The organism is Streptomyces sp. NPDC047081, from assembly GCF_040643775.1.
Taxonomy (GTDB): Bacteria; Actinomycetota; Actinomycetes; order Streptomycetales; family Streptomycetaceae; genus Streptomyces.
On sequence record NZ_JBEYUY010000004.1, the window covers coordinates 118,870 to 143,308 of the forward strand.

Annotated in this window: 26 protein-coding genes; 17 read left to right on the top strand and 9 right to left on the bottom strand. The window is 70.7% G+C overall.

Annotation, left to right across the window (positions count from 1 at the left end; all coding sequences use genetic code 11):
- Positions 1–32: 32 nt before the first annotated feature.
- The 9 genes from ABZ848_RS08870 to ABZ848_RS08910 all read left to right on the top strand — a co-directional run bounded on the left by ABZ848_RS08870 (position 33) and on the right by ABZ848_RS08910 (position 9,352).
- Positions 33–1,211: an amidohydrolase family protein gene (locus tag ABZ848_RS08870; protein ID WP_360827577.1), complete on the top strand. Its 1,179-nt coding sequence runs from the start codon at positions 33–35 to the stop codon at positions 1,209–1,211.
- Positions 1,208–2,641, top strand: coding sequence for a FadD3 family acyl-CoA ligase (locus tag ABZ848_RS08875; RefSeq protein WP_360827580.1), 1,434 nt, complete (start codon positions 1,208–1,210; stop codon positions 2,639–2,641). The genes ABZ848_RS08870 and ABZ848_RS08875 overlap by 4 nt, the downstream gene beginning before the upstream one ends.
- Before the next feature lie 52 nt (positions 2,642–2,693).
- Positions 2,694–2,960 carry a hypothetical protein gene (locus tag ABZ848_RS08880; RefSeq protein ID WP_360827583.1) on the top strand — a complete coding sequence of 89 codons (267 nt, stop codon included), beginning with the start codon at positions 2,694–2,696 and terminating at the stop codon, positions 2,958–2,960.
- A 248-nt stretch (positions 2,961–3,208) separates the two neighbouring features.
- A complete protein-coding gene (locus ABZ848_RS08885; protein ID WP_360827586.1) occupies positions 3,209–4,414 on the top strand; it encodes an MmgE/PrpD family protein in 1,206 nt (401 codons plus the stop codon).
- On the top strand, positions 4,411–5,601 hold the full coding sequence (locus ABZ848_RS08890; RefSeq protein ID WP_360827589.1) for a CaiB/BaiF CoA-transferase family protein: 1,191 nt from the start codon (positions 4,411–4,413) through the stop codon (positions 5,599–5,601). The genes ABZ848_RS08885 and ABZ848_RS08890 overlap by 4 nt, the downstream gene beginning before the upstream one ends.
- Before the next feature lie 26 nt (positions 5,602–5,627).
- On the top strand, positions 5,628–6,794 hold the full coding sequence (locus tag ABZ848_RS08895) for an acyl-CoA dehydrogenase family protein (RefSeq protein WP_360827592.1): 1,167 nt from the start codon (positions 5,628–5,630) through the stop codon (positions 6,792–6,794).
- Positions 6,787–7,533, top strand: a complete 747-nt coding sequence (locus tag ABZ848_RS08900) for a GntR family transcriptional regulator (RefSeq protein ID WP_360827595.1) — start codon at positions 6,787–6,789, stop codon at positions 7,531–7,533. The genes ABZ848_RS08895 and ABZ848_RS08900 overlap by 8 nt, the downstream gene beginning before the upstream one ends.
- A gap of 31 nt (positions 7,534–7,564) precedes the next feature.
- A complete protein-coding gene (locus ABZ848_RS08905; protein ID WP_360827598.1) occupies positions 7,565–8,353 on the top strand; it encodes an electron transfer flavoprotein subunit beta/FixA family protein in 789 nt (262 codons plus the stop codon).
- A 36-nt stretch (positions 8,354–8,389) separates the two neighbouring features.
- Positions 8,390–9,352: an electron transfer flavoprotein subunit alpha/FixB family protein gene (locus ABZ848_RS08910; RefSeq protein ID WP_360827600.1), complete on the top strand. Its 963-nt coding sequence runs from the start codon at positions 8,390–8,392 to the stop codon at positions 9,350–9,352.
- Between the two features lie 17 nt (positions 9,353–9,369).
- On the opposite strand, the gene ABZ848_RS08915 is transcribed toward ABZ848_RS08910, so the two are convergent.
- A complete protein-coding gene (locus ABZ848_RS08915) occupies positions 9,370–10,536 on the bottom strand; it encodes an acyl-CoA dehydrogenase family protein (protein WP_360827603.1) in 1,167 nt (388 codons plus the stop codon).
- Between the two features lie 99 nt (positions 10,537–10,635).
- Between ABZ848_RS08915 and ABZ848_RS08920 the strand changes: the two genes are divergently transcribed.
- Together ABZ848_RS08920 and ABZ848_RS08925 are read left to right on the top strand one after the other, a co-directional pair.
- Positions 10,636–12,126 (top strand): AMP-binding protein, encoded by a 1,491-nt coding sequence (locus ABZ848_RS08920; RefSeq protein WP_360827606.1) that lies wholly within the window; start codon positions 10,636–10,638, stop codon positions 12,124–12,126.
- A gap of 5 nt (positions 12,127–12,131) precedes the next feature.
- A complete protein-coding gene (locus ABZ848_RS08925) occupies positions 12,132–12,896 on the top strand; it encodes a glucose 1-dehydrogenase (protein ID WP_360827609.1) in 765 nt (254 codons plus the stop codon).
- Between the two features lie 47 nt (positions 12,897–12,943).
- Here the strand turns inward: ABZ848_RS08925 and ABZ848_RS08930 are convergent, their stop codons facing one another.
- The 5 genes from ABZ848_RS08930 to ABZ848_RS08950 all read right to left on the bottom strand — a co-directional run bounded on the left by ABZ848_RS08930 (position 12,944) and on the right by ABZ848_RS08950 (position 17,158).
- Complete coding sequence (locus ABZ848_RS08930) at positions 12,944–14,197, bottom strand: amidohydrolase family protein (RefSeq protein ID WP_360827612.1); 1,254 nt, start codon at positions 14,195–14,197, stop codon at positions 12,944–12,946.
- Positions 14,197–14,526: a hypothetical protein gene (locus ABZ848_RS08935; RefSeq protein ID WP_360827615.1), complete on the bottom strand. Its 330-nt coding sequence runs from the start codon at positions 14,524–14,526 to the stop codon at positions 14,197–14,199. The genes ABZ848_RS08930 and ABZ848_RS08935 overlap by 1 nt, the downstream gene beginning before the upstream one ends.
- Before the next feature lie 12 nt (positions 14,527–14,538).
- Positions 14,539–15,807 (bottom strand): aromatic ring-hydroxylating dioxygenase subunit alpha, encoded by a 1,269-nt coding sequence (locus ABZ848_RS08940; RefSeq protein WP_360827618.1) that lies wholly within the window; start codon positions 15,805–15,807, stop codon positions 14,539–14,541.
- Between the two features lie 107 nt (positions 15,808–15,914).
- Entirely contained in the window at positions 15,915–16,775 is an 861-nt protein-coding gene (locus ABZ848_RS08945) for an NAD(P)-dependent oxidoreductase (protein ID WP_360827621.1), read from the bottom strand.
- Positions 16,772–17,158, bottom strand: coding sequence for a carboxymuconolactone decarboxylase family protein (locus ABZ848_RS08950; protein WP_360827624.1), 387 nt, complete (start codon positions 17,156–17,158; stop codon positions 16,772–16,774). The genes ABZ848_RS08945 and ABZ848_RS08950 overlap by 4 nt, the downstream gene beginning before the upstream one ends.
- A 143-nt stretch (positions 17,159–17,301) precedes the next feature.
- Between ABZ848_RS08950 and ABZ848_RS08955 the strand changes: the two genes are divergently transcribed.
- The 4 genes from ABZ848_RS08955 to ABZ848_RS08970 are packed head-to-tail and all read left to right on the top strand — an operon-like array spanning position 17,302 to position 20,062.
- Positions 17,302–18,582, top strand: coding sequence for a cytochrome P450 (locus tag ABZ848_RS08955; RefSeq protein WP_360827627.1), 1,281 nt, complete (start codon positions 17,302–17,304; stop codon positions 18,580–18,582).
- Positions 18,579–18,767, top strand: a complete 189-nt coding sequence (locus tag ABZ848_RS08960) for a ferredoxin (protein WP_360827630.1) — start codon at positions 18,579–18,581, stop codon at positions 18,765–18,767. Before ABZ848_RS08955 ends, ABZ848_RS08960 begins: the two co-directional genes overlap by 4 nt.
- Positions 18,768–18,779: 12 nt before the next feature.
- On the top strand, positions 18,780–19,091 hold the full coding sequence (locus ABZ848_RS08965) for a DUF1330 domain-containing protein (RefSeq protein WP_360827633.1): 312 nt from the start codon (positions 18,780–18,782) through the stop codon (positions 19,089–19,091).
- Positions 19,088–20,062: an LLM class flavin-dependent oxidoreductase gene (locus ABZ848_RS08970; protein WP_360827636.1), complete on the top strand. Its 975-nt coding sequence runs from the start codon at positions 19,088–19,090 to the stop codon at positions 20,060–20,062. Before ABZ848_RS08965 ends, ABZ848_RS08970 begins: the two co-directional genes overlap by 4 nt.
- A 26-nt stretch (positions 20,063–20,088) precedes the next feature.
- Here the strand turns inward: ABZ848_RS08970 and ABZ848_RS08975 are convergent, their stop codons facing one another.
- The 3 genes from ABZ848_RS08975 to ABZ848_RS08985 are packed head-to-tail and all read right to left on the bottom strand — an operon-like array spanning position 20,089 to position 22,060.
- Positions 20,089–20,928 carry an SDR family oxidoreductase gene (locus ABZ848_RS08975; protein ID WP_360827639.1) on the bottom strand — a complete coding sequence of 280 codons (840 nt, stop codon included), beginning with the start codon at positions 20,926–20,928 and terminating at the stop codon, positions 20,089–20,091.
- Complete coding sequence (locus ABZ848_RS08980) at positions 20,925–21,383, bottom strand: VOC family protein (protein ID WP_360827641.1); 459 nt, start codon at positions 21,381–21,383, stop codon at positions 20,925–20,927. The genes ABZ848_RS08975 and ABZ848_RS08980 overlap by 4 nt, the downstream gene beginning before the upstream one ends.
- Entirely contained in the window at positions 21,380–22,060 is a 681-nt protein-coding gene (locus ABZ848_RS08985; RefSeq protein WP_360827644.1) for a TetR/AcrR family transcriptional regulator, read from the bottom strand. Before ABZ848_RS08985 ends, ABZ848_RS08980 begins: the two co-directional genes overlap by 4 nt.
- 37 nt (positions 22,061–22,097) lie before the next feature.
- Between ABZ848_RS08985 and ABZ848_RS08990 the strand changes: the two genes are divergently transcribed.
- Both ABZ848_RS08990 and ABZ848_RS08995 read left to right on the top strand, forming a co-directional pair.
- Entirely contained in the window at positions 22,098–23,399 is a 1,302-nt protein-coding gene (locus ABZ848_RS08990; RefSeq protein ID WP_360827647.1) for an acyl-CoA dehydrogenase family protein, read from the top strand.
- Complete coding sequence (locus ABZ848_RS08995) at positions 23,396–24,424, top strand: phosphotransferase family protein (RefSeq protein WP_360827650.1); 1,029 nt, start codon at positions 23,396–23,398, stop codon at positions 24,422–24,424. Before ABZ848_RS08990 ends, ABZ848_RS08995 begins: the two co-directional genes overlap by 4 nt.
- The last annotated feature ends 15 nt before the right edge of the window (positions 24,425–24,439 follow it).

Here is a 24,439-nt window from a genome sequence, read left to right on the forward strand (position 1 = left end):
TATGATTCTCCCAAATCGCAAAGGAGGGTCTCATGTCTTCGCGTGCGCTGCCGTATCCGCTCTTCGACGCGGACAACCACCTCTACGAGACAGAGGAGGCGCTGACCAAGTTCCTGCCGAAGCAGTACGCGGGAGCGATCGAGTACGTGCAGGTGCGCGGTCGTACGAAGATCGCGATTCTCGGTCAGATCAGCGACTACATCCCGAACCCCACCTTCGAGGTGGTCGCCCGGCCCGGCGCCATGGAGGAGTACTTCCGCGTCGGCAACCCGGACGGCAAGTCCCGCCGGGAGATCTTCGGCGAGCCGATGCGCTCGATCCCCGCCTTCCGTGAACCGGGGCCGCGCCTGGAGCTGCTGGACGAGCTCGGCGTGCAGCGCACGCTGATGTTCCCGACGCTGGCGAGCCTCATCGAGGAGCGGATGCGGCACCATCCGGAGCTCATCCACGCCGTCATCCACTCGCTGAACGAGTGGCTGCACGAGACCTGGTCCTTCAACTACAAGGACCGCATCCTCACCACCCCGGTGATCACCCTGCCGATCGTCGAGAAGGCGATCGCGGAGCTCGACTGGGCGGTGGAGCGCGGGGCCAGGGCCATCCTCGTGCGGCCCGCGCCGGTTCCCGGGTACGGCGGCTCGCGGTCGTTCGCGCTGCCGGAGTTCGACCCGTTCTGGAAGCGCGTCGTCGAGACGGGCGTCCTGGTCGCGATGCACTCCTCCGACAGCGGGTACTCCCGGTACGCCAACGACTGGGAGGGCAGCTCCGGCGAGATGCTGCCGTTCAAGTCCAACGCCTTCCGGCAGATCAACGAGTGGCGGCCGATCCAGGACGCGGTGGCCTCCTGGGTGTGCCACGGCGCGCTGTTCCGCTTCCCCGAGCTGAAGATCGCGCTGATCGAGAACGGCTCGTCGTGGGTGGCGCCGCTGCTCGACCAACTCGCCGACGCCTACAAGAAGATGCCGGAGCAGTTCCTCGGCAACCCCGTGGAGGCGGTCAAGAACAGCATTCACGTCAGCCCGTTCTACGAGGACAACCTGAGCGACCTGGTCGACCTGGTCGGCGTGGACCGGGTGCTGTTCGGCTCGGACTACCCGCACCCCGAGGGTCTCGCCCAGCCGACCTCGTACGTCGACGCCATCCAGGACCTGAGCCAGGCCGACCAGGCGAAGATCATGGGCGGCAACCTGTCCCGGCTGATCCCCGCATGAAGTGGGACACCATCCCCCGGATGGTGCTGAGCGCGGCCGACCGCTTCGGAGACGCCGAAGCGGTCGTCGACGGCGAACTGCGCCTGTCCTTCGCCCAACTCGTGGAGCGGGTACGGGTGGCCGCGGGCGCGTTCGCCGAGTCGGGGGTCGGCAAGGGTGACCGGGTGGCGATCTGGGCGCCGAACTCGGCCGAGTGGATCGTGGCCGCGTTCGGGCTGCTGACCGCGGGCGGGGTGCTGGTGCCGGTCAACACCCGGTTCAAGGCGGACGAGGCGCACGACATCGTCACGCGCAGCGGCGCCAAGGCGGTCCTCGTCCAACAGGGCTTTCTGGGGCTGGAGTTCACGGGCCCGCCGGGCATTCCGGTGATCGACCTCAAGTCCGGCTTCCTGGCGAGCGGTTCGCCGTTCGAGCGCGAGGTCGACGGCGACGACGTCGCCGACATCGTGTTCACCTCGGGCACCACCGGCCGTCCCAAGGGCGTCCTGATGACGCACGCGCAGACGCTCCGGCTGTATGCGGAGTGGTGCGACCTGGCCGATCTGCGGGAGGGCGACCGCTACTTGATCGTCAACCCGTTCTTCCACATCTTCGGCTACAAGGCGGGCGTCATCACCTCCCTGATCCGGGGCGCCACGATCCTGCCCGTGCCGGTCTTCGAGGTGGACCGGGTGCTGGACCTGGTCGAGCGCGAGCGGGTGACGATGCTGCCCGGGCCGCCGACGCTCTACCACTCGCTCCTGGAGGCGCAGGCGAAGGGCGGCCGGGACCTGTCCTCGCTGCGGTCGGCGGTGACCGGCGCCGCGGACATCCCGGTCGAGCTGATCCGCCGTATCCGCGAGGAACTCCCCTTCCGGTCGATCATGACGGGTTACGGCCTGTCCGAGGCCGGCACCGTGACCGCGTCCCGCCCGGGCGACTCCTTCGAGGACATCGCCACCACCGTCGGCACCCCCTGCGAGGGCGTCGAGGTGAGCATCGCCGACGACGGCGAGGTGCTCGTGCGCGGCTACACCGTGATGCGCGGCTACCTCGACGACCCGGAGGCGACCGCCGAGGCGATCGACGCGGACGGCCGGCTGCACACCGGTGACCTCGGAACCCTCGACGGGCGCGGCCACTTGAGGATCGTGGGCCGCAAGAAGGACATGTTCCTGGTCGGCGGCTTCAACGCCTACCCGGCCGAGATCGAGGGCTTCCTGCTCAAGCACCCGGCCGTGGCGCAGGTCGCGGTCATCGGGGTGCCGGACGAGCGGATGGGCCAGGTCGGCAAGGCCTTCGTCGTACGGCACGGCCCGGTGACCGAGGGGGAACTGATCGCCTGGAGCCGCGAGCGCATGGCCGGGTTCAAAGTGCCGCGATCCGTGGAGTTCCGTGAGGAATTGCCGCTCAACGCCACGGGCAAAGTGATGAAGGACCAACTGCGATGAGGACGACGGGGGCGGCCACCACGCCCCCGCAGGCGAACGGAGACCTCCCGTGATGACGACGAACCCCGCTGCCGATGTTCCGGCGGACGTGTCACTCGACCGGATCGAGCGCCTCGACGAGGAGATCATCGCGCTCCTCGCCCAGCGCCGCGCGATGGCCCAGGGTCTCCCGCACCCCGCCCGCGCCCGCGCCGCCGATCCGGCCTTCGCGGAGACGGTACGGGGCATAACCGGCCGGTACCGCAAGGAACTGGGCGGTGCCGGTGAACTCGTCGCCCGCGCCGTCATGGTGCTGTGCGACCCCAGCAGGGAGTCCTGACCGGCCGCGGCCACACACACCGAGGAAGCCCACGCCCGCCCCGGCGTGGGCTTCCCTGCTGCACGGCGGGCGCATTGGTGCGTACAAAGGTCCATGGGTTGCTCCGCTGTCGTCCAAGACACATCCGCGCAGTGCGCCAGAACACAGGTCACCACGGCCGGTGAGCCGTTGACGGGCCCGCGTATTTGGCCGTACAAATCTGGGAAAGGTCGTACGACGGCCCGGCACCGAATCCGTGGAGGGGACCCTTGACCGTCGCCCGAGCCCTCGCCGAGTGGGCCCACGGCTTCCGCGCGACGCCGGAAGACCTGGCGCTCGCGGACCGGGCGCTGGCCGACACCCTCTCCGTCGCGCTGGCCGCGCGGACGCACCCGCTTCGGGGTGTCGCCGCTGCCCTGCCGGACGCGGCCCGCTGGGCTGCGATGGCCCATGTGCTCGACTTCGACGACCTGCACACCGACACCACCACCCACATCTCCGTGGTCACCGTCCCCGCCGTGCTGGCCGTGGGTGGGGACGCCCGTGCCTATCTGGCGGGCGCCGGGGTCATGGCCCGGCTCGGGGCGATGCTCGGCTGGGACCACTACGCGGCCGGCTGGCACGCGACCTGCACGGCGGGCGCCCCGGCCGCCGCCGTCGCGGCCGGGGTCGCGCTCGGCCTCGACGCGGAGGGCCTCGCCACGGCGATGGCGCTCGCCGTGCCCGCCGCCGGTGGCGTGCAGGCGGCCTTCGGCACGCACGGCAAGTCGCTCCAGGTCGGCTTCGCGGCGGAGGCGGGCGTGCGGGCCGCGCGGCTGGCGCGTGCGGGGGCCGGCGCGGAACCGGGGGCGCTGGATGCCTGGCTGGAGCTGGTCGGCGGGACACCCGCCACGGACTTCCCCACCGAGCCCGCGATCCCGGGCGGCCTGGCGGTCAAGCTGTTCCCCTGCTGTTATGCCATGCAGCGCCCGATCGCCGCCCTGCGCGCGGTGCGCGACCAGGTGCGCGGCGAGATCACCGGGGTCACGGTCACGACACCCGCAGGGACGGTTCAGCCGCTCGTCCACGACCGGCCGTCGACCGGTCTGGAGGGCAAGTTCTCGCTGCCGTACGCGGTCGCCGCGGCGCTGCTCGACGACTATCCCGGCTTCGACAGCTTCACCGACGCGGCGGTACGGCGGCCCGAGGCGCAGAAGCTCGTCGACCTCGTGCGCGTCCAACTGCTGCCGGGCGAGGTCGGCTCCCTGCTGGACGGCCAGGTCGCCGTACGCATCGAACTCGCCGACGGGAGCGAGGTCTACACCGAGCTGGCGGTGCCGCCCGGCGCGCCCGAACGGCCGCTGTCCACCGGGGACTTGAGCGCCAAGGCCGCCGCCTGCGGCCGTGACGTGCCGGCACTGCTGGACGGGCTGACGTGGACGGGCGCACGTGACCTGCTGCGGCGGCAGTTCCCGTATGAGGCCGAGGAGGCATGACCGTGCAGCAGCTCCCCCTGTCCGGGATCACCGTGGTCAGCCTCGAACAGGCCGTGGCCGCCCCCTACGCCACCCGGCAGCTCGCCGACCTCGGCGCCCGCGTGATCAAGGTGGAGCGGCCGGGCGAGGGCGACTTCGCGCGCCGGTACGACACGACCGTGCACGGCCACTCCAGCTACTTCGTCTGGCTCAACCGGTCCAAGGAGTCCCTCACCCTGGACCTCAAGGACCCGCGCGGCATGGAGATCCTGCACCAACTCCTCGACGGCGCCGACGTGTTCGTGCAGAACCTCGCGCCGGGCGCCGCCGACCGGCTCGGCCTCGGCACCGACGCGCTGACCGACCGCTACCCGCGGCTGATCCCGTGCACGATCTCCGGATACGGCACGACCGGGCCCTGGGCCGACCGGAAGTCGTACGACCTGCTGGTGCAGTGCCAGACCGGCCTGGTCTCGCTGACCGGCACGGCCGACGAGACCGCCCGGGTCGGCATCTCGGTCGCCGACATCGCCGCCGGGATGTACGCGTACAGCGGGATCCTGACCGCCCTGTACACCCGCGCCACCACCGGCCGGGCGCACCCGGTGGAGGTCTCCCTCTTCGAGGCGCTGGCCGAGTGGATGGGCCAGCCCGCCAACTACACCCGGTACGGCGGCAGTCAGCCCGCCCGCCTCGGCACCCAGCACGCGACCATCGCCCCGTACGGCGCCTACCCCACCGCCGACGGCAAGCAGGTGCTGTTCTCCATCCAGAACGAGCGCGAATGGGCGGCCCTGTGCCGGGAGTTCCTCGGTCGGCCGGAGCTGGTGGCCGATCCACGCTTCGCCACCGGCTCCCAACGCGTCGCCCACCGCGCGGAGTTGAACGCGATCGTCGCCGAGCGTCTCGCCCGCTCCGACGCCGAGGAGATCCTCAAGGACCTGGAGGAGATCGGCGTCGCGGGCGCCGGAGTCAACGACGTCGCCGCGTTCCTCGACCACCCGGTGCTGGCCGCGCGCGGGCGCTGGCAGGAGGTGGCGGTGCCCGGTGCCACGGTCCAGGCGCTGCTGCCGCCGGCCGACCTCGCGGGAGTGCCGGCCCGTATGGATCCCGTGCCGGACGTGGGCGAGCACACCGAGGCGATCCTCACCGGACTGGGCCGTACCCGCGACGACATCGAGGCGCTGCGCGCCGACGCCGTCATCTGACCACCACCGACCGGGAGTTGCGTGCGATGAGTGTCCTGGACATCCTCTCCTACGACGAGCGGCTCGTCGTACGGACCGTGCGCGAGTTCGTCGACAAGGACGTCAGGCCGGTCGTCCAGGAGCTGGAGCACGCCAACACCTACCCCGAGCACCTCATCGAGCGGATGAAGGAACTCGGCGTCTACGGACTCGCGATCCCCGAGGAGTTCGGCGGCAACCCCGTCTCCACACCCTGCTTCGTACTGGTCACCGAGGAGCTCGCGCGCGGCTGGATGAGCCTGGCCGGGGCGATGGGCGGGCACACCGTCGTCGCCAAACTCCTTCTGCTGTACGGCACTCGGGAGCAGAAGGAGCGCTATCTGCCGAGGCTCGCGACCGGTGAGGTCCGGGCGACGATGGCGCTGACCGAGCCGGGCGGCGGTTCGGATCTACAGGCCATGACGACCGTCGCGCGCCGCGAGGGCGGCGAGTACGTCGTGAACGGGGCGAAGACCTGGATCACCAACTCGCGCCGCGCCGGGCTGATCGCGCTGCTGTGCAAGACCGACCCGGCGGCCGAGCCCCGCCATGCGGGCGTCTCCGTGCTGCTGGCCGAACACGGACCGGGCCTGGTCGTCTCCCGCGACCTGCCCAAGCTCGGCTACAAGGGCGTGGAGAGCTGTGAGCTGTCCTTCGAGGACTACCGCGTACCGGTCGACGCGCTGCTGGGCGGCACGGAGGGCCAGGGCTTCGCCCAGATGATGAAGGGGCTGGAGACCGGGCGGCTCCAGGTCGCCGCCCGGGCCCTGGGTGTCGGCCGTGCGGCCCTCGACGACTCGCTGCGCTACGCCCAGCAGCGCGAGAGCTTCGGCAAGCCGATCTGGCGCCACCAGGCCATCGGCAACTACCTCGCCGACATGGCGACCAAGCTCACCGCAGCCCGTCAACTCGCGCTGTACGCGGCCCGCGAGGCCGACGCCGGGCGCCGGGTCGACATGGAGGCCGGCATGGCCAAGCTGTTCGCCTCGGAGACGGCGATGGAGATCGCGCTCAACGCCGTCCGCATTCACGGCGGTTACGGCTACTCGACCGAGTTCGACGTCGAGCGGTACTTCCGGGACGCGCCGCTGATGATCGTCGGCGAGGGCACCAACGAGATCCAACGGAACGTGATCGCGGCCCAGTTGGTGGCAAGAGGCGGTCTCGATGCCTGAACAGACACAGCGGGAGAGCACGTACCTCCGGCTCGCCCGGGAGCTGCGCGCTGCGATCCTGCGGCAGGACTACCCGGACGGGGTGCGGCTGCCGACCGAGGCCGAGCTGGCCGAGCAGTACGCGGTGAGCCGGCAGACCGTGCGGCGGGCGTTCCAGGACCTCGTCGCCGAGGGTCTGGTCTACCGGGTGCCGGGGCGCGGCACCTTCGCCACGCCCCGCGAGGAACAGTACCTACGGCAGTTCGGTTCGGTGGACGACCTCATGGGGCTGTCCATCGACACCCGCATGGACGTCGTCACCCCGCTGCACCGGCGGGTCGACGTCGACGCGGCGGGGCGGCTCGGCCTGCACACGGACCGGGTGCACAAGCTGGCCTTCCTGCGGCTGCACGAGGACGTGGCGTTCTGCCACACGTCGGTGTGGCTGCCGCCCACGGTCGGCCGGCTCCTCGAATCCGTCCAGGAGTTGATGCTGCCCGGCACACCCAACGCCTTCACCGTCATCGGGCTCCTCGACCAGCGGCTGCCCGAGCCGATCGCCGAGGCCGAGCAGAGCATCACCGTGGCCGAGGCCACGCCTGAGCTCGCCAAACACCTGGGCTGCGAACCGGGGCGTGCGCTGCTGCGTATCGACCGTGTCTACCAGACGGTCACCGGACAGCTCGTCGAGCTGGCCATCAGTCACTTCCTGCCCGAGCACTACTCGTATCGCGTGCGGCTGCGGCGCAGCGGCCAGTGATTTCCATGAACACATGTAAGGAGAAAGAGTCTTGAGCCTGAGGATCGTTGTCACTGTGAAGTACGTGCCCGACGCCACTGGCGACCGGCACTTCGCCGATGACCTGACCGTCGACCGGGACGACGTGGACGGTCTGCTCTCCGAACTCGACGAATACGCGGTCGAGCAGGCGCTGCAGATCTCCGAGAACTCCGACGACGACGTCGAGGTCACGGTGCTGACCGTCGGCCCGGAGGACGCCAAGGACGCGCTGCGCAAGGCGCTGTCGATGGGCGCCGACAAGGCGATCCACGTCGAGGACGACGACCTGCACGGCACGGACGCGATCGGCACCTCGCTGGTGCTGGCGAAGGCGATCGAGAAGGCCGGCTTCGACCTGGTGGTCTCCGGCATGGCCTCCACGGACGGTACTGCGGGTATCGTGCCGGCGCTGCTGGCGGAGCGGCTGGGGGTGCCGCAGGTGACCCTGCTGTCCGAGGTGAGCGTGGAGGACGGCACCGTGAAGGGCCGCCGGGACGGGGATGCCGCGTCCGAGCAGCTGGAGGCGCAGCTTCCGGCGGTGGTGTCGGTGACCGACCAGTCGGGTGAGGCACGCTACCCGTCCTTCAAGGGCATCATGGCCGCCAAGAAGAAGCCGGTTCAGTCCTGGGACCTGTCCGACCTGGAGATCGACGCGGAAGAGGTCGGTCTCGAAGGTGCTTACACCGCCGTGGATTCCGCTGCGGCACGTCCGGCCCGTACCGCCGGGACGATCGTCAAGGACGAGGGCGAGGGCGGCAAGCAGCTCGCCGAGTTCCTCGCGAGCCAGAAGTTCATCTGATCCAACACGGCTTGATTCCACAGGAGTTGCTTTTTCATGGCTGAAGTTCTCGTCTACGTCGATCACGTGGACGGTGCCGTCCGCAAGCCCACCCTGGAGCTGCTGACGCTCGCCCGCCGGATCGGTTCGCCGGTTGCTGTGGCGTTGGGTGCCGGTGCTCAGGAGACGGCCACCGTGCTCGGCGAGCACGGCGCGGTCAAGGTCCTCACGCACGAGGCCGCCGAGTACGCCGACTACCTGGTCGTCCCGAAGGTCGACGCCCTGCAGGCCGCCGTCGAGCAGGTGTCCCCGGCCGCCGTCCTCGTGCCGTCCTCCGCGGAGGGCAAGGAGATCGCCGCCCGCCTCGCGCTGCGCATCGGCTCCGGCATCATCACCGACGCCGTCGACCTCGAAGCCGGCGACGAGGGCCCGGTGGCCACCCAGTCGGTGTTCGCCGCCTCCTTCACCACCAAGACCCGGGTCTCCCAGGGCACCCCGGTCATCACCGTCAAGCCCAACAGCGCCGCCGTCGAGGCCGCCCCGGCCGCCGGCACGGTCGAGGCCCTGACCGTGTCCTTCTCCGCGGCGGCGACCGGCACCAAGGTCACCGCCCGTACCCCGCGCGAGTCGACCGGGCGTCCGGAGCTGACCGAGGCCGCGATCGTGGTCTCCGGCGGCCGCGGCGTCAACGGCTCCGAGAACTTCGCCATCATCGAGGCCCTCGCCGACTCCCTCGGCGCGGCCGTCGGCGCCTCCCGGGCCGCGGTGGACGCGGGCTGGTACCCGCACACCAACCAGGTCGGCCAGACCGGCAAGAGCGTCTCGCCGCAGCTGTACATCGCCAACGGCATCTCCGGCGCCATCCAGCACCGCGCCGGCATGCAGACCTCGAAGACCATCGTCGCGGTCAACAAGGACGCCGAGGCCCCGATCTTCGACCTCGTCGACTACGGCGTCGTCGGCGACCTCTTCGACGTCGTCCCCCAGCTCACCGAAGAGATCAACACCCGCAAGGGATAGGCGTGTTGCCGGGCTGCTCAGTACGACCTGGGCAGCCCCAGCACATGCTGGGACACGTAGTTCAGCACCATCTCCTGGCTGATCGGCGCCAGCCGCAGCAGCCGTGACTCGCGGAAGTACCGCTCCACGTGGTACTCGCGGGCGTACCCCATGCCGCCCAGTGTCTGCACGGCCCGGTCCGCGGCCTGGAAACCGGCGTCGGCGCACAGGAACTTGGCCATGTTGGCCTCGCGGCCGCACTCCAGCCCCCGGTCGTAGCGCCAGGCGGCGTTGCGGGCCATCAGGCGGGCGGCGTCGAGGCGGGTGAGGGCCTCGGCGAGCGGGAAGGCGATGCCCTGGTTCTGGCCGATGGGGCGGCCGAAGACGACCCGGTCGCGGGCGTAGCGGGTGGCCGCGTCCAGGGCCGCCCGGCCCAGGCCCAGCGCCTCGTGGGCCAGGAGGATGCGCTCGGGGTTGAGGCCGTCGAGGAGGTAGCGGAAGCCCTCGCCCTCCTCGCCGATCCGGGCGCTCGCCGGGACGCGCAGGCCGTCGATGAAGATCTGGTTCGAAGCGACGGCGTTGCGGCCCATCTTGGGGATCGGCCGGATGTCCATGGCGGTGCGGTCGATGTCGACCAGGAAGACCGAGATGCCCTTGGTGGGCTTGTCGACCTGGTCACGGGGGGTCGTACGGGCGAGGAGGACCATCTTCTGGGAGTCGCCGGCCTTGGTGATCCAGATCTTGCGGCCGTCGATGACGTAGTGGTCGCCGTCACGGCGGGCGAAGGTGGAAATGCTGGTGGTGTCGGTGCCGGCGTCGGGCTCGGTGACACCGAAGCAGACGTGCAGGTCGCCGGAGGCGGCGTGCGGGAGGACCTCGCGGCGCAGCTCCTCGCTGCCGTGCCGGGCCAGGACGTTGAGGCCGAAGATGGTCAGGTGCATGGTGCTGCAGCCGTTCATGCCGGCACCGGAGGCGGCGACCTCCTCCAGCAGGAGCGAGGCCTCCAGGACGCCGAGTCCGCCGCCGCCGTACTCCTCGGGGACGGCGATGCCCAGCCAGCCGGCCTTGGCGAAGGTGTCGTAGAAGCTCCACGGGAACTCGGCCTTCTCGTCCTGTTCGGCCCAGTACTCGGGGCCGAAGGAGGCGGCCAGCTCGCGCACACCCTTGCGGATGTCCTCCTGCTGCTCGGTCAACTCGAAGTCCACGAAGCCTCCTGCAGCACAGTCCTGCACGACTCTGGAGAATGACGTTTTCCCATAGGTAGAATATCGTTCGCCGTCGGGGAGCGGAAGGAAGGGGTCGGCGTGAACATCGCGATGCTGCTCGACATGGCCGTGGCGGGCGATCCGGACCGGGTGGCGATCGGGTCGCGCCGGTCGGGAACGACCTGTGCCGAGCTGCGTCGTACGGCGGCGGGGGTCGCGGGCGTCGTACACCGGGCCGGAGCACGGGAGTTGGTGTTCGCCGGGGTCAACGGTCCTGTGTTTCCGTTGCTGTTGTTCGGGGCCGCGCTGGCGGGGGTGCCGCTGGTTCCCGTCAACTACCGCCTCTCCGCAGAGGCGTTGACGGGCCTGCTGCAGCACACCGAGAAGCCGCTGGTCGTGGCGGACGAGCCGTTCGCGGAGGTGTTCACCGCGGCCGGGCTCGACGTGCGTACGCCCGAGGAGCTGCTGGCCGAGGGGCGGGCCGCGGAGCCCGCCGAGGGGCTGGAAGGTTCCGCGGACGATCCCGCCGTGCTGCTGTTCACCAGCGGGACGACGGCGGCGCCCAAGGCGGCCGTGCTGCGGCACCGGCACCTGACCAGTTACGTCCTGCAGACGGTCGAGTTCGGCTCCGCCGACCCGGACGACACGGTCCTGGCCTGCGTGCCGCCGTACCACGTGGCGGGCGTCGGCTCGGTGCTGAGCAACCTCTACGCCGGGCGGCGCATGGTGCATCTCGGCACCTTCGAGGCGGGCGCCTGGCTGGAGCTGGTGCGCGCCGAGGGCGTCACGTCGGCGATGGTGGTGCCGACCATGCTGGCCCGCGTCGTGGAGCATCTGGCGGGACGGCCGGCCGAGGTGCCGACGTTGCGGGCGCTGGCCTACGGCGGTGCGCGGATGCCGCGGACCGTGTTGGAGGCGGCGCTGCGGGCATTTCCCGGCACCGGGTTCACCAACGCGTACGGCCTGACCGAGACGAGTTCGACCATCGCCCTGCTGGGTCCCGACGACCACCGGGCGGCGCTCTCGTCCGACAACCCCTCCGTGCGGGCCCGGCTGGGCTCGGCCGGGCGGATGGTCCCAGGCGTCGAGGCCCAGATCCGGGACGCGGCGGGGGCTGCGATGCCCACCGGCGTTCCCGGTGAACTGTGGGTGCGAGGACCTCAGGTGTCCGGCGAGTACAAGGGCGCGGCAGCACTGCTGGACGCGGACGGCTGGTTCCACACCCGCGATCTGGCCCACTTCGACGACGAGGGCTATCTGTTCATCGCCGGGCGGGCCGACGACACGATCATCCGCGGCGGGGAGAACATCGCCCCCGCGGAGGTGGAGGACGTGTTGCTGCGGCATGCCGCGGTGCGCGAGGTCGCGGTGGTGGGGGTGCCGGACGAGGAGTGGGGCGAGCGGATCGCCGCGTTCGTGGTCACCCACGAGGGGAGCGCCGTGGACGCCGAGTCGCTGCGCGGCTGGGTGCGCGGTCATCTGCGCGGTTCCAAGACGCCGGACGTGGTCGTCTTCCGGGACGAACTGCCGTACACGCCGACGGGAAAGCTGCTGCGGCGCGAGCTGCTGACGACGATACGGAAAGGCTGACGTGCGTGACGTCCTTCGCGGAGCTTCATGATCTGACGGGCAAGGTGGCGGTGGTCACCGGCGGTTCGCGCGGTATCGGGCGGGCCATCGTGCAGACGCTGGCCGAGGCCGGCGCGGATGTGGTGATCGCCTCGCGGAAGGCGGAGGCGTGCGCGGCGGCGGCCGAGGAGGTACGTGCGTCGACGGGGCGGCGGGCGGTGGGCATCGCCTGTCATGTCGGCCACTGGGGGGACTGCGAGCGGCTGGTCGCGGAGACGGTGGAGCGGCTCGGCGAGCTGGACGTGCTGGTCAACAACGCGGGCATGTCGCCGACTTACGAGAGTCTCGACGCGGTGAGCGAGGAGCTCTACGACAAGACACTCGCGGTGAACCTCAAGGGCCCGTTCCGCCTGGCGGTCCTCGCGGCCAAGCACATGGCGGACCACGGCGGCGGCTCGATCATCAACATCGGCACGGCGGGTTCCCTGATGGCCAGCGTCCACGAACTCCCGTACGCCTGCGCGAAGGCGGGCCTGAACGCCCTGACGGTCGGCCTGGCGGAGGCGTACGCGCCGAAGGTCCGCGTCAACGCCATCCTCCCGGGTCCTGTTCTGACGGACGCTCACAAGGCTTGGGCCTCCGAGGACTTCGACACGTCTTTCGTGCCACTGGGCCGCCTCGGCGTACCGGACGACGTGGCCCCACTGGCGCTGCACTTCGCCAGTGCCGCGTCCAGCTACACGACCGGCGCCATCGTCCGGGTGGACGGCGGGATCACGCGCAAGGTGTGAGCACGCACGAAAGGGGCCCTCCTGCTGGAGGGCCCCTTTTCGGCTGTTCAGCCGGCCTCGTGCCGGTACACCTGTCCGCCCTTCATCACGAACCGCACGTCCTGCGTGACCCCGATGTCCGTCAGCGGGTCGCCGGGTACGGCGATGATGTCGGCCAGGAGGCCCGGTTCCAGGCGGGCGCGGTCGTCGGCGTCGATCAGGTCGGCGGCTACGACGGTCGCGGCGCGCAGCGCGTCGATCGGTCGCATGCCTCGGTCGACGAGGGCCAGCAGCTCCTTGGCGCCCCTGCCGTGCGGGATGGCGGGTGCGTCGGTGCCGAGGGCGACCTTGACGCCGCGCCGGATCGCGCGGGCGGTGGACTCGCGGGCGCGCGGGAAGACGTCCGCGGCCTTGGCCTGGAGTTCCGGGTCCGCGTGGGCGGTGTTCATGCCTTCGGTCAGATAGGTCGTCGCGACGAGGAACGTGCCGCGTTCGGCCATCAGGTCGAGGGTCGCGTCGCCGGCGAGGAAGCCGTGCTCGATGCAGTCGATGCCCGCCTCGACGGCCGCCCGGATCGCGCTGTCCCCCATGCAGTGCGCGGCGACCTTGACCCCGGCCCGGTGCGCCTCGTCCACGATGGCCCGCAGCTCCTCGTCCGAGTACTGCTGGGCGCCGGCCGGCCCGGTGTGCGACATGACCCCGTTGGAGGCGCACACCTTGATCACCCGGGCGCCATACTTGAGCTGGTAGCGGACCGCCTTGCGTACTTCGGCGATGCCGTTCGCGATGCCCTCCTCGACGGTGAGGGGCAGCACGTTCGGCGCGAACGCCTGGAACATCGTCGGGTCGAGGTGGCCGCCGGTGGGTGCGATGGCGTGTCCGGCGGGCACGATCCGCGGGCCGTCGACCCAGCCGAGGTCGATCGCCTTCTTCAGCGCCACGTCGAGGAGCACGCCCCCGGTCTGCACGAACAGACCGAGGTTGCGTACGGTCGTCCAGCCGTACCGGAGCGTGCGGCCGGCGTTGGCGACCGCGCGCAGGGTGCGTACGGCCGGGTCCTCCTGGACGGGGATGAGCGGACTGCGGTGGTCGGGGCCGCCCAGGAAGAGGTTGACCTCCATGTCCATCAGCCCGGGCAGGAGCGTCACGTCGCCGAGGTCGATCACCACCGCCTCGGAAGGGACCGTGGCCGGGCCGACCGCGGCGATGCGCTCGCCCTCGATCAACAGGTCGCCCGGCTCGACCAGTTCACCCTTGTCGATGTCGAGCATCCGGGCGGCACGGAGGTGGACGGGGGGTTGCGGGGCGCGGGGACGCGGCATCAGACGGCCGGTTCGAAGACGGCGTCGATGCTGGCCGCCCCCGTGTCGGGCACCTTGGGCTGACGCCAGGCCTCGACAGAGAACGCGACGGTGACCAGCGCGCAGAACAGCCACAGCAGGTGCTTGTCGGGTTCGGAGATGTCCGCCATGGAGACGCCCTGGAGGTACGCCGTGCCGTCCTTCAGCAGCGGGAACGCCGTGTCGTAGAAGGCGTCGAGCTCGTCCATGGTCGAGGCGATCCGCTTGGCGTAGCGGGCCTTCTCGGTGGGCACCGCCCAGTCGGCGAACGGCTCCAGGGCGGCGAACTCGGGGGGAAAGACAGTGGCCATGCTCGGGTCCTCCTAGGCCGTGCGCTGCTCGTGGTCGCGGACGTACTGGCGGGCGGTCTGGTGCAGATGGCGCAGCAGGACCTCCTGGTCGTTGAGCGGGAACTCCCCCACCGCCCGCGACTCGAGCATGGTCTGCGTCGCCTCCAGGGTGTTGCCGTCCTGCAGGCCGTACTCCTTGAACGACACGACGGCCAGCTCCTGCTGGAGCCGCTGGAAGGCGTTCTCCGGCGGCACGAAGTAGCAGGTCGCCTCGAAGACGTGCGTGTTGTACGAGGTCGGCCAGTAGTGGTACGTCAGCACCCAGTTGGGCCGCCAGATCAGCAGCATGAAGTTGGGGAAGAACACGAAGGAGTCCATGCCCCAGCGCTTGTCGCGGGTCGGGTTGATGGCCGGCGGCAGCTCCTCGGTTGACACGCCGATGTCCGGGAACTCCCAGGGCCCGAACAGGCCGCTGCGCAGGGCGCCTTCGATGGGCTTGACCATCGAGCGGTCGTGCGGCGGGGCGATGCCTCCCCAGGAGGAAACCATGCTGTGCGGGCCGTCGATGTCGTAGTGCAGCGCCTCGTACCCGTACTTCTGGATCTTGCGGGCCTCGTCGGAGACGTACTGGCCGGCGTGCAGGATCGGCGCGTGGTAGAACTCGGCGAACGCGTCGATGAACAGCTTCCAGTTGGCGCCGATCTCCGCCCGGTACTTGTGCGCCTGCGTCATCTTGTGGAACGGGTAGCCCTCGATGCCCTTGGCGAACTCGCCGAGATACTCCCGCAGCGGGGTGGTGTTCTCGTCGTCGAGGTTCACGAAGACGAACCCCTCCCAGACGTCGGTCTGTACGCCCTTGAGGCCGTACTTCGACTTGTCCAGGTCGAAGAACTCCTGCTCCTGCTGTACGAAGGTGAGCTTGCCCTCCAGGTCGTAGCGCCAGGCGTGGTACTTGCAGGTGAACTGGCGGCAGATGCCGCCGGTCTCCTCGCGCGGGAAGTCGTTCCACACCAGCTTGTTGCCGCGGTGCCGGCACACGTTGTGGAAGGCGCGCACCTCGTCGTCCATGCCGCGCACCACGACGATCGAGGTGCCCGCCGCGTCCAGCTCCTTGGTGAAGTAGCTGCCCCGCTTGGGGAGTTGTTCGACGCGGCCGACGTTCAGCCAGGTCCGCCGGAAGATCGCGTCCCGCTCCAGTTCGTAGTGCCCGGGTGAGATCGAGTCCTCGTACGACACCGGTTCCGTGCCGATCTTGAGGTGTTCGGTCCAGCTGCCCGCCTCGGGCTTCTTGAAGTGCGCCATGGGGTCTGGCCTCCAGTCGCTTGTACGGAGGGCACTCACGATAATCTCAGTCTCTCCGAATGAGAATGCTATTCTCACGGGAGATCGGCCGTCAAGGCGGCTGTCGCTCAGGAGCCGTGCACGAAGGGAAAGATCCGGGTGAAGTCGGCCCCGGGTTCGGCCTCGGCGAACCGCTCCCACAGGGCGCCGATCACCTCGCCGACCGACACCGGCCCGCCGCGCTCACCGGCCTCGCGCAGATAGAGCCGTACGTCCTTGTCCATCAGGGAGTTGGTGAAGCCTGCGGCGTAGCGGCCGGTCAGGACGTGCTGCGGGAACTTGTCGGCCGTCGCCGCGCTGCGGCCGCTGGACTCGTCGAGCACGGCGAGCATGGTGGCCATGTCGAGTCCGGCGGCGAGCCCGAAGGCGACGGCCTCGCTGGTGGCGGCGAGGGTGGTCGCGGACAGGAAGTTGTTGGCGAGCTTGAGGGCCTGGGCCATGCCCGGCCGGTCGCCGACCCGGCGGCGCCGGTCGCTGAGGCCCGCCAGCACCGGTTCGACGCGGGCGCAGGCCTCGTCGTCCCCGGCGTACATGACGGTGAGGGTGCGGGCGCGAGCCCCGGCGACACCACCGGACACGGGGGCGTCGACGTAGCCGACCTTGCCGTCGGCCAGGAGTTCGGCGACGGTCCGGGCCGCGCTCACGCCGATCGTGGAGGTGTCGACGACGTACCGGACTCGCCGGTCGGGGGCCTCCAGGACGGCACGGGCCACCTGCTCGGACGCGGTCCCGTCGGGGAGGCTGAGCACCAACACCTCGGCGCGGCGCGCGACTTCGGCGACCTCGGGGACGTGTACGGCGCCCGCGGGCGACCGCTGCGGACCGGTGACGTCGTGCGTGACGACCGTACGGCCTGCTCCCACGAGGTTGGCGGCGAGGACGCTGCCCATGTTGCCGAGCCCGACGAATCCGACGCTTTCGGCGCTCACTGCTCCCCCTCCCGCTCGGCACGCACGCTCTGCACGGCTCGCCGGGCCGCGCTGCCGGCGGGGACTCCGCAGTAGGCGGCGATCTGGAAGAGCAGTTCGTCGATCTCGGCGTCGGTGACGCCGGTGCGGGGTGTGGTGCCCGCGTGGATGCGGAACTCGTCCATGCGGCCGAGCGCGGCGGTCATCGCGAGCACCAGGAGGCTGCGGTCGCGGGGGCTGAGGGCGCCCTCGCGGGCCCAGACGCCCCAGGCCGTCGCGGTGAGGTAGTCCTGGAACTCGACGGCGGCGGGGGCGGGGTCGGCGGTCGCGGCGTCGACGTAGGCGTCGCCGAGGATCTTGCGGCGGACACCGCGCGCGGCGCGCAGCTCTTCGGTCTCTTCCATGGGTCTCCCTGGGTGGTCGGCCGTTGGCCTCACGTGGGCGAGAATGCCCCTCTCCAGCAGGCAAGCCAGCATTCCAGCACCGGGAGAATTGTGCTACCGTCCCTGATCGTCGGGGCGCTGACCGAGAGGGAGCCGAGCAGACCGTGGACGACTTCGAGGCGATCGATTTCTTCCGGGACGAGGCCCTCGTCGCGGATCCCTATCCCTACTTCGAAGCGCTGCGCGGACGGTGCCCGGTGCAGCGCGAGAACCATCACGACGTGATGATGGTGACGGGCTACGACGAAGCGGTGCAGGTCTACAACGACACCGACGCGTTCTCCGCCTGCATCTCGGTCACCGGCCCCTTCCCCGGGTTCCCGGTGCCCCTGGAGGGCGACGACGTCAGCGAGTTGATCGCGCTGCACCGCGACGAGCTGCCCATGAGCGACCAGTTGCCCACCATGGACCCGCCGGCGCACACCGACCACCGCGCGCTGCTGATGCGGCTGATCACTCCGAAGCGCCTCAAGGAGAACGAGGCGTCCATGTGGCACCTCGCGGACGGACTGCTGGACGACTATCTCGCCCCGGGCCAAGGGGAGTTCATCGGCGGGTTCGCCGGGCCCTTCACCCTGCTCGTCATCGCCGACCTGCTCGGGGTGCCCGAGGAGGACCGCCAGGAGTTCATGGACAAGCTCCAGCGACGGCCGCAGACCGAGGCCGGCATCGGCAGCACCGGCGACGACACACTGCACCACTCTCCGCTGGAGTACCTGTACGGCCGCTTCACCACGTACATCGAGGAGCGGCGGCGCGAGCCGCGCGAGGACGTGCTGACGGGCCTGGCGACCGCGACCTTCCCCGACGGATCCACCCCCGAGGTCATCGACGTCGTGCGTGTCGCCGCCAACCTCTTCGCCGCCGGCCAGGAGACCACCGTCCGGCTGCTGAGCTCCGCGCTCAGGATCCTCGCCGAACAGCCGGAACTGCAAAGCCTGTTGCGCACCGAGCGGGACCGCATCCCGAACTTCATCGAGGAGACCCTGCGCGCCGAGAGCCCCATCAAGGGCGACTTCCGGCTGTCGAAGGTGGCGACCTCGGTGGGCGGTGTCGACATCCCGCCCGGAACCACGGTGATGGTGCTGAACGGCGCGGCGAACCGCGACCCCCGCCAGTTCGAGGACCCGGCGAGCTTCGACGTCGGCCGGGCGAACGTCCGCCGTCACCTCGCCTTCGGCCGCGGCGTCCACACCTGCCCGGGCGCCCCGCTGGCCCGCGCCGAGGCCCGGGTGACCCTGGAACGCCTGCTGGACCGCACCTCGGACATCCGCATCGCCGAGCAGGTGCACGGCCCGGCCGGCGCCCGCCGCTACGACTACGTCCCCACCTTCATCCTGCGCGGCCTGACCCACCTCGACCTGGAGTGGAGCGAGGCCCGGTGAAGGTCACCGTCGACGACGACCGCTGCCGCGGGCACGGGGTGTGCTGCACGTACTGCCCCGAGGTCTTCGACCTGAGCGACGACGGCTATGCCGTGGTCGAGACGCCCGACGTCCCCGCCGAGTACGAGAACGCGGTGCGCCAGGCCGCCGCCATGTGCCCCGAGCGCGCCATCACCGTGAACTGAACGAGGAGAACCATGCCCAAGGGGTACGTCATCCTGACCGAGGCCATCAACGACCCCGGCGGCATGGCCGCTTACGGCAGGGCGGCCGGGCTCTCGTTGGCGGAGAGCGGCGGGTCCGTCCTCGCCCTGGACGCCAACCCACAGCTTCTGGAGGGGAGTTGGCACGGCGACCAGACCGTCGTCCTGGAGTTCGAGTCGGTGGAGGCGGCGCGGGCCTGGTACGAGTCGGCCGCCTACGAGAAGGCCAAGCCACTGCGGCAGGCCGCGGCCGAGACGAACGCGGTGATCGTGTCGGGGTTCGTCATGCCGGCGGTGTCCGAGTGAGCGCCCTGGAGCTGTCCTGCGGTCTGCCGCCCGGCCCGGACTTCGCCGAACTGGCCGTGCTGGCTGAGGAGTTGGGCTACACCCGGGTGTGGATCCACGACTCGGCCCCGCTGTGGGAGGACCCGTTCGTCCATCTCGCATTGGCCGCTCGGCGCACGACCCGCATCGGCCTGTCCACCGCCGTCCTGATCCCCCAGCAGCGCTCGCCGATGGCCATGGCCTCCGGCATCGCCACCCTCGCCCGCCTCTCCGGAGGTCGTTTCCGCGCCTGCTTCGGTACGGGCTTCACGGCCCGGGTGACCATGGGGCAGCGCCCGATGACGCTGCGCGCGCTCGCCACGTACATGGCCGCCGTCCGTCAACTCCTCGCCGGTGAAACGGTGTTGGTCGAGGGCAGTCCGGCCCGGATGCTGCACGCGGAGGGCCTGACCGCCGCGCGCCCGGTGGACGTACCCCTGTGGCTGAGCGCGTTCGGGCCGAAGGGTGCCGCGCTGGCCGGGGAGCTCGCGGACGGGATCGTAGGGCTGCCGCATCCCTCGCTGCCGACCGCCACCATGGTCTCCGGCACGGTGCTCGACGACGGCGAGGAGCCGGACTCGCAGCGGGTACGGGAGGCGATCGGGCCGTGGCGGGTGGTCGACTGGCACACCGCGTACGCCGGCGGAGGCGCCACGGCCGTCGACGCGCTGCCCGGCGGGAAGGAATGGCGGGCGGCGGTGGAGGCCCTCGCGCCGGAGGGCGAGCGGCACCTGGTGGCCTTCGAAGGGCACGTCACCCATCTCCCGGAACGCGATCGCCAGTTGCTCGACCACATCGACGTCAAGACGATGGTCGGCGACGCGGCCCACATCGGCGCCGGGCTCGCGCACCTCGGCGGCCTCGGGTACCGGGAGGTCATCTACACCCCCAGCGGGCCGGACGTGGCCCGTGAGCTGCGGACGTTCGCGGCGGCGTACCGGCAAGACGTCTGACTGTTCGCCGGTACGGCCGCCGTCGCTCACGCCCGCGCGGCCAGCCCCGCCCGCACCCCACCGTCGACGAGGACGTCCACGCCCGTGAGGAAGGACGCCTCGTCCGACAGCAGGAAGGCGACCACGGCCGCGAGTTCCTCGGGTCGGCCCTCGCGGCCGAGCGCCGACCGGTCCACGAGCGCCTTCATGGACGGGTGGTGCGCGGCCTCCTGCTTCCCCTGCGGGGTGGCGACGATGCCGGGCGAGACCGAGCAGACCCGGGCACCGACCGGACCGACCCGGACCGCCTCCCGCTGGACGAAGCGGTGGACGCCTCGCTTGGCCCAGGTGTACGCCATGCCGGGGTCCTCGATCTCGGGACCCACGGCCTCCCGGAGGCGCTCCAGGAAGTGCTCGTCGAGCGGATCGGCCAGGACCTCCTCGACCTCGGGCCGCGGCTCGGTGTCCCCGAACATCGCCGCCATCGACGCGAAGCACACCGTCGCCGTTCCCCGGGTCGCGAGCGGCCGCAGCGCCTCGGCCAGCAGCGCCGTACCGACGAGGTCGACCGCGAGGATGCGGCGCCAGTCGGCCATGGTCGGTGAGATCCCGGCCGCGTGGGCGACTGCACGCAGGGTGCCCAGCTCGCGGGTGCGGGCGGCGAGGCGGGCCAGTCCGTCGCGGTCGGTGATGTCGAGGACGAACGGCTCGACGAGCGCCCTGCGCCCGGCGAGTTCCTCGACCGCCTCGGTCACCGTCCTCTCGTCGAGGTCGACCAGCAGCAGCCGGTCCACCCTTCCGAGCAGGCTGCGCGCACACTCCAGCCCCATCCCGCGCCCTGCGCCCGTCACGATGCCCACGGTCGCGTTCTGCGCCGACTCCGTCATGAGGGCCTCGTCCCGGTCGCCCAGTACGGCTCCAGGAGCGGCTGCAGCGTCCGCGCCACCAGTTCGATCCGCGGGCCGGTGCGGCTGCGGTGGAAGGCCCAGTACGGCGTCCCGTCCGGCCGCTTGCCGAGTGCCTCGACCTCGTGGCCGCGGCGGGCGAGTTCGGCGGAGTCGGCGGCCACGTCGTCGGACCAGTAGCCGAGGTGGTGGACGCCGGAGTCGGCGGCCGGTTCCCAGAGGGTGCCCGGCACGCGCTTGACGAGTTCGAGGCGGGGCACGGACATCGAGTACGTCGACCGCAGATCGAGTACGGCGTCGCCGCCGGGCAGCGTCACCTGGGCCGGCGCGCCGAGCTCCTCGCACCACTGGTAGCCGAACACCGCCGACAGCTCGGCCGCGGCCGCCGCGATGTCGTCGACGACGATCCCGACGTGGAACTGATCGCTGCTCTTCACTCGTCCCCTCCCTGGGGTGTGACCGTGCGCAGACAGAACCGGGTGACGTGGTCGACGTCGGCGCCCGTCGGGGGCACCCGCCGCCACAGGTGATCGGCGAGCTTCCCGACCGTCGCGTGGGCGGCGAGGGAGGCGTCCAACTCCGCGTCCGCGCTGCCGAGTTCGGCGTACGGGGCGCGCAACAGATCCGCCAGCAGGCCGGCGATGGTGGGCTGCCCGGCCAGGAACCCCTCCCCCACGCTCTGCGCGTTCCACATGACCGCCAGCGTGGTGGCCGCCGTGTCCTCGTCCATGGCCTGGGCGAGGACCCCCTCGACCCAGCGCCGCACCTTGCCCTCGGGCGTCGGCTCCTTGGCCATCTGGTGGGTGAGGTAGCCGCACAGCTGCCCGGCACCGTCCTCCATGATCGCGGCGACCAGGGCGTCCTTCGACCGGAAGTGCCGGTAGAAGGCCTCGTTCGAGAGTCCGGCCGCCGTGACGATGTCGGCGACGCGCGGGCGTGAGCCGGTCCCGCAGCGGCGCATGACCTCGCGTGCGGCGTCGAGGAGGGCGCGCACCTCGCCGGCGTAGTGGGCACCGCGGCGGGCGAGCGCGCGCTGGGCGATGCGGTCCGCGACCCCGTCGGGAGGCCGGTCGGAAACATCGTTCCGAGACTGGGGAATTGTGTTCTCTTTCATGAGAACGCTATTCTGACAGGCGCCGGAAGGAGACACAATGCCGTGGGACTTCGAGACAGAGCCGGACTACCAAGCACAGTTGGACTGGGCGGACCAGTTCGTGCGGGAGGAGGTCGAACCCCTCGACCTCCTGTGGGACGGCCTGCAGTTCACCCCGCCCGACGAGAACCTCCGCCGCGTCCTCGACCCGCTCAAGAAGGAGGTGCGGGCCCACGGGCTGTGGGCGACCCACCTCGGGCCCGACCTGGGCGGTGAGGGGCACGGACAGGTCAAGCTGTGCCTGCTGAACGAGATCCTGGGCCGCTCCTCCTGGGCCCCGATCGTCTTCGGCTGCCAGGCCCCGGACACGGGGAACGCCGAGATCCTCGCCCACTACGGGACCGAGGCACAGAAGGAGCGGTACCTGCGCCCGCTCCTGGAGGGCGAGATCTTCTCCTGCTACTCGATGACCGAGCCCCAGGCCGGCTCCGACCCCAAGGAGTTCACCACCCGGGCCGTGCGCGACGGTGACGAGTGGGTCGTCAACGGCTGGAAGTACTTCTCGTCCAACGCCAAGACGGCGGCCTTCTTCATCGTGATGGCCGTGACCGACCCCGACGGGGACCCGTACAAGAGCATGTCGATGCTTCTGGTCCCGGCCGAGACGCCCGGCATCCGCATCGAGCGGAACGTGGCTCTCGCGGGTGAGCCGGAGGAGCGCGGCTCGCACGCGCTGGTGCACTACGAGGACGTGCGCGTGCCCGCGGACGCGCTGCTGGGCGGTGAGGGTCAGGCGTTCGTGATCGCGCAGACCCGGCTGGGCGGCGGCCGTATCCACCACGCCATGCGGACGATCGGCCTGGCGACCAAGGCCTTCGACATGATGTGCGAGCGGGCGCTGAGCCGGCACACGCAGGGCACGGTCCTCGCCGACAAGCAGTTCGTGCAGGGGCACATCGCCGACTCGTGGGCGCAGATCCAGCAGTTCCGGCTGGCCGTCCTGCACACCGCGTGGAAGATCGACAAGTACAACGACTACCGCAAGGTCCGCAAGGACATCGCGATGATCAAGGTCGTGCTGCCGAGCGTGCTGCACGACGTCGCCCACCGGGCGATCCAGGTGCACGGCGCGCTCGGGGTGAGCGGCGACATGCCGCTGTTCCGGATGCTGCTGGGCGCCAGCGTGCTGGGCATCGCCGACGGGCCGACCGAGGCGCACAAGGTGACCGTGGCCCGGCAGGTGCTGCGCGACCACAAGGCCAGCGACGACCTGTGGCCGAGCGGATATCTGCCCAAGCGGATCGCGGCGGCGCGGGCCAAGTACGCGGAGTTCCTGGAGCCGGAGACGGAGGCCCGATGATCGACGTCGAGCGGCTGGCGGCCTGGCTGGACGAGTCCGGGCTGCCCGGGAAGGGCGAGCCGATCGAGCACCGGTTCGTCACGGGCGGCGCGCAGAACGAGATCTACGAGATCAGGCGCGGCGAACTGCACAGTGCCCTTCGGATCCCGCCGCCCACCGCGCCGGCCTCCCGCGACGAGGGCATTGTGCGGGAGTGGCGGATCACCGAGGCGCTGAACGGCACGGACGTGCCGCACACCGAGGCGATCGCCGTGTGCACGGACCCGGCCGTACTGGGCCGGACGTTCTATCTGATGGAGTTCGTCGATGGCTGGTCGCCCATGTCCCACACGGGCGAGGGCGGCTGGCCGGCCCCCTTCGGCACGGACCTGGCAGCCCGTGCGGGGCTCGCCTACCAACTGACCGAAGGCGTGGCCCTGTTGGGCCGCGTCGACTGGAAGGCGAAGGGCCTGCACGACCTCGGCCGCCCCGACGGCTTCCACGAGCGCCAGGTGGACCGCTGGACGCGCTATCTGGAGCGGGTGAAGACGCGCGAGCTGCCCGGCTTCGAGGTGGCCGCGGACTGGCTGCGCACGCACAAGCCGCTCGACTACGTCCCGGGTCTCATGCACGGCGACTACCAGTTCGCCAACGTCATGTTCCGGCACGGCGGCCCTGCGCGCCTTGCGGCGATCGTCGACTGGGAGATGGGCACGGTCGGCGACCCCAAGCTGGACCTCGCCTGGATGCTCCGCGGCTGGCCCGAGGACACCGGAGCACCGGAGGCGGCCACCGCCTCCTATGTCGACCTGCGCGGCATGCCCTCGCGGGAGGCGCTCATCCAGCACTACGCCGAGGTCTCCGGCCGCCAGGTCGACGACATGGACTACTACGACGTCCTCGCCCAGTGGAAGCTGGGCGTCGTCCTGGAGCAGGGCTTCCAGCGGGCCGGGGACAACGAGAAGCTCCAGGCCTTCGGGCCCATGGTGCTGCAACTGATGAAGAGCGCGGCCGAGTTGGCGGAGACGACCCGGTACGGGACCTGACCCGCCTCACCGACC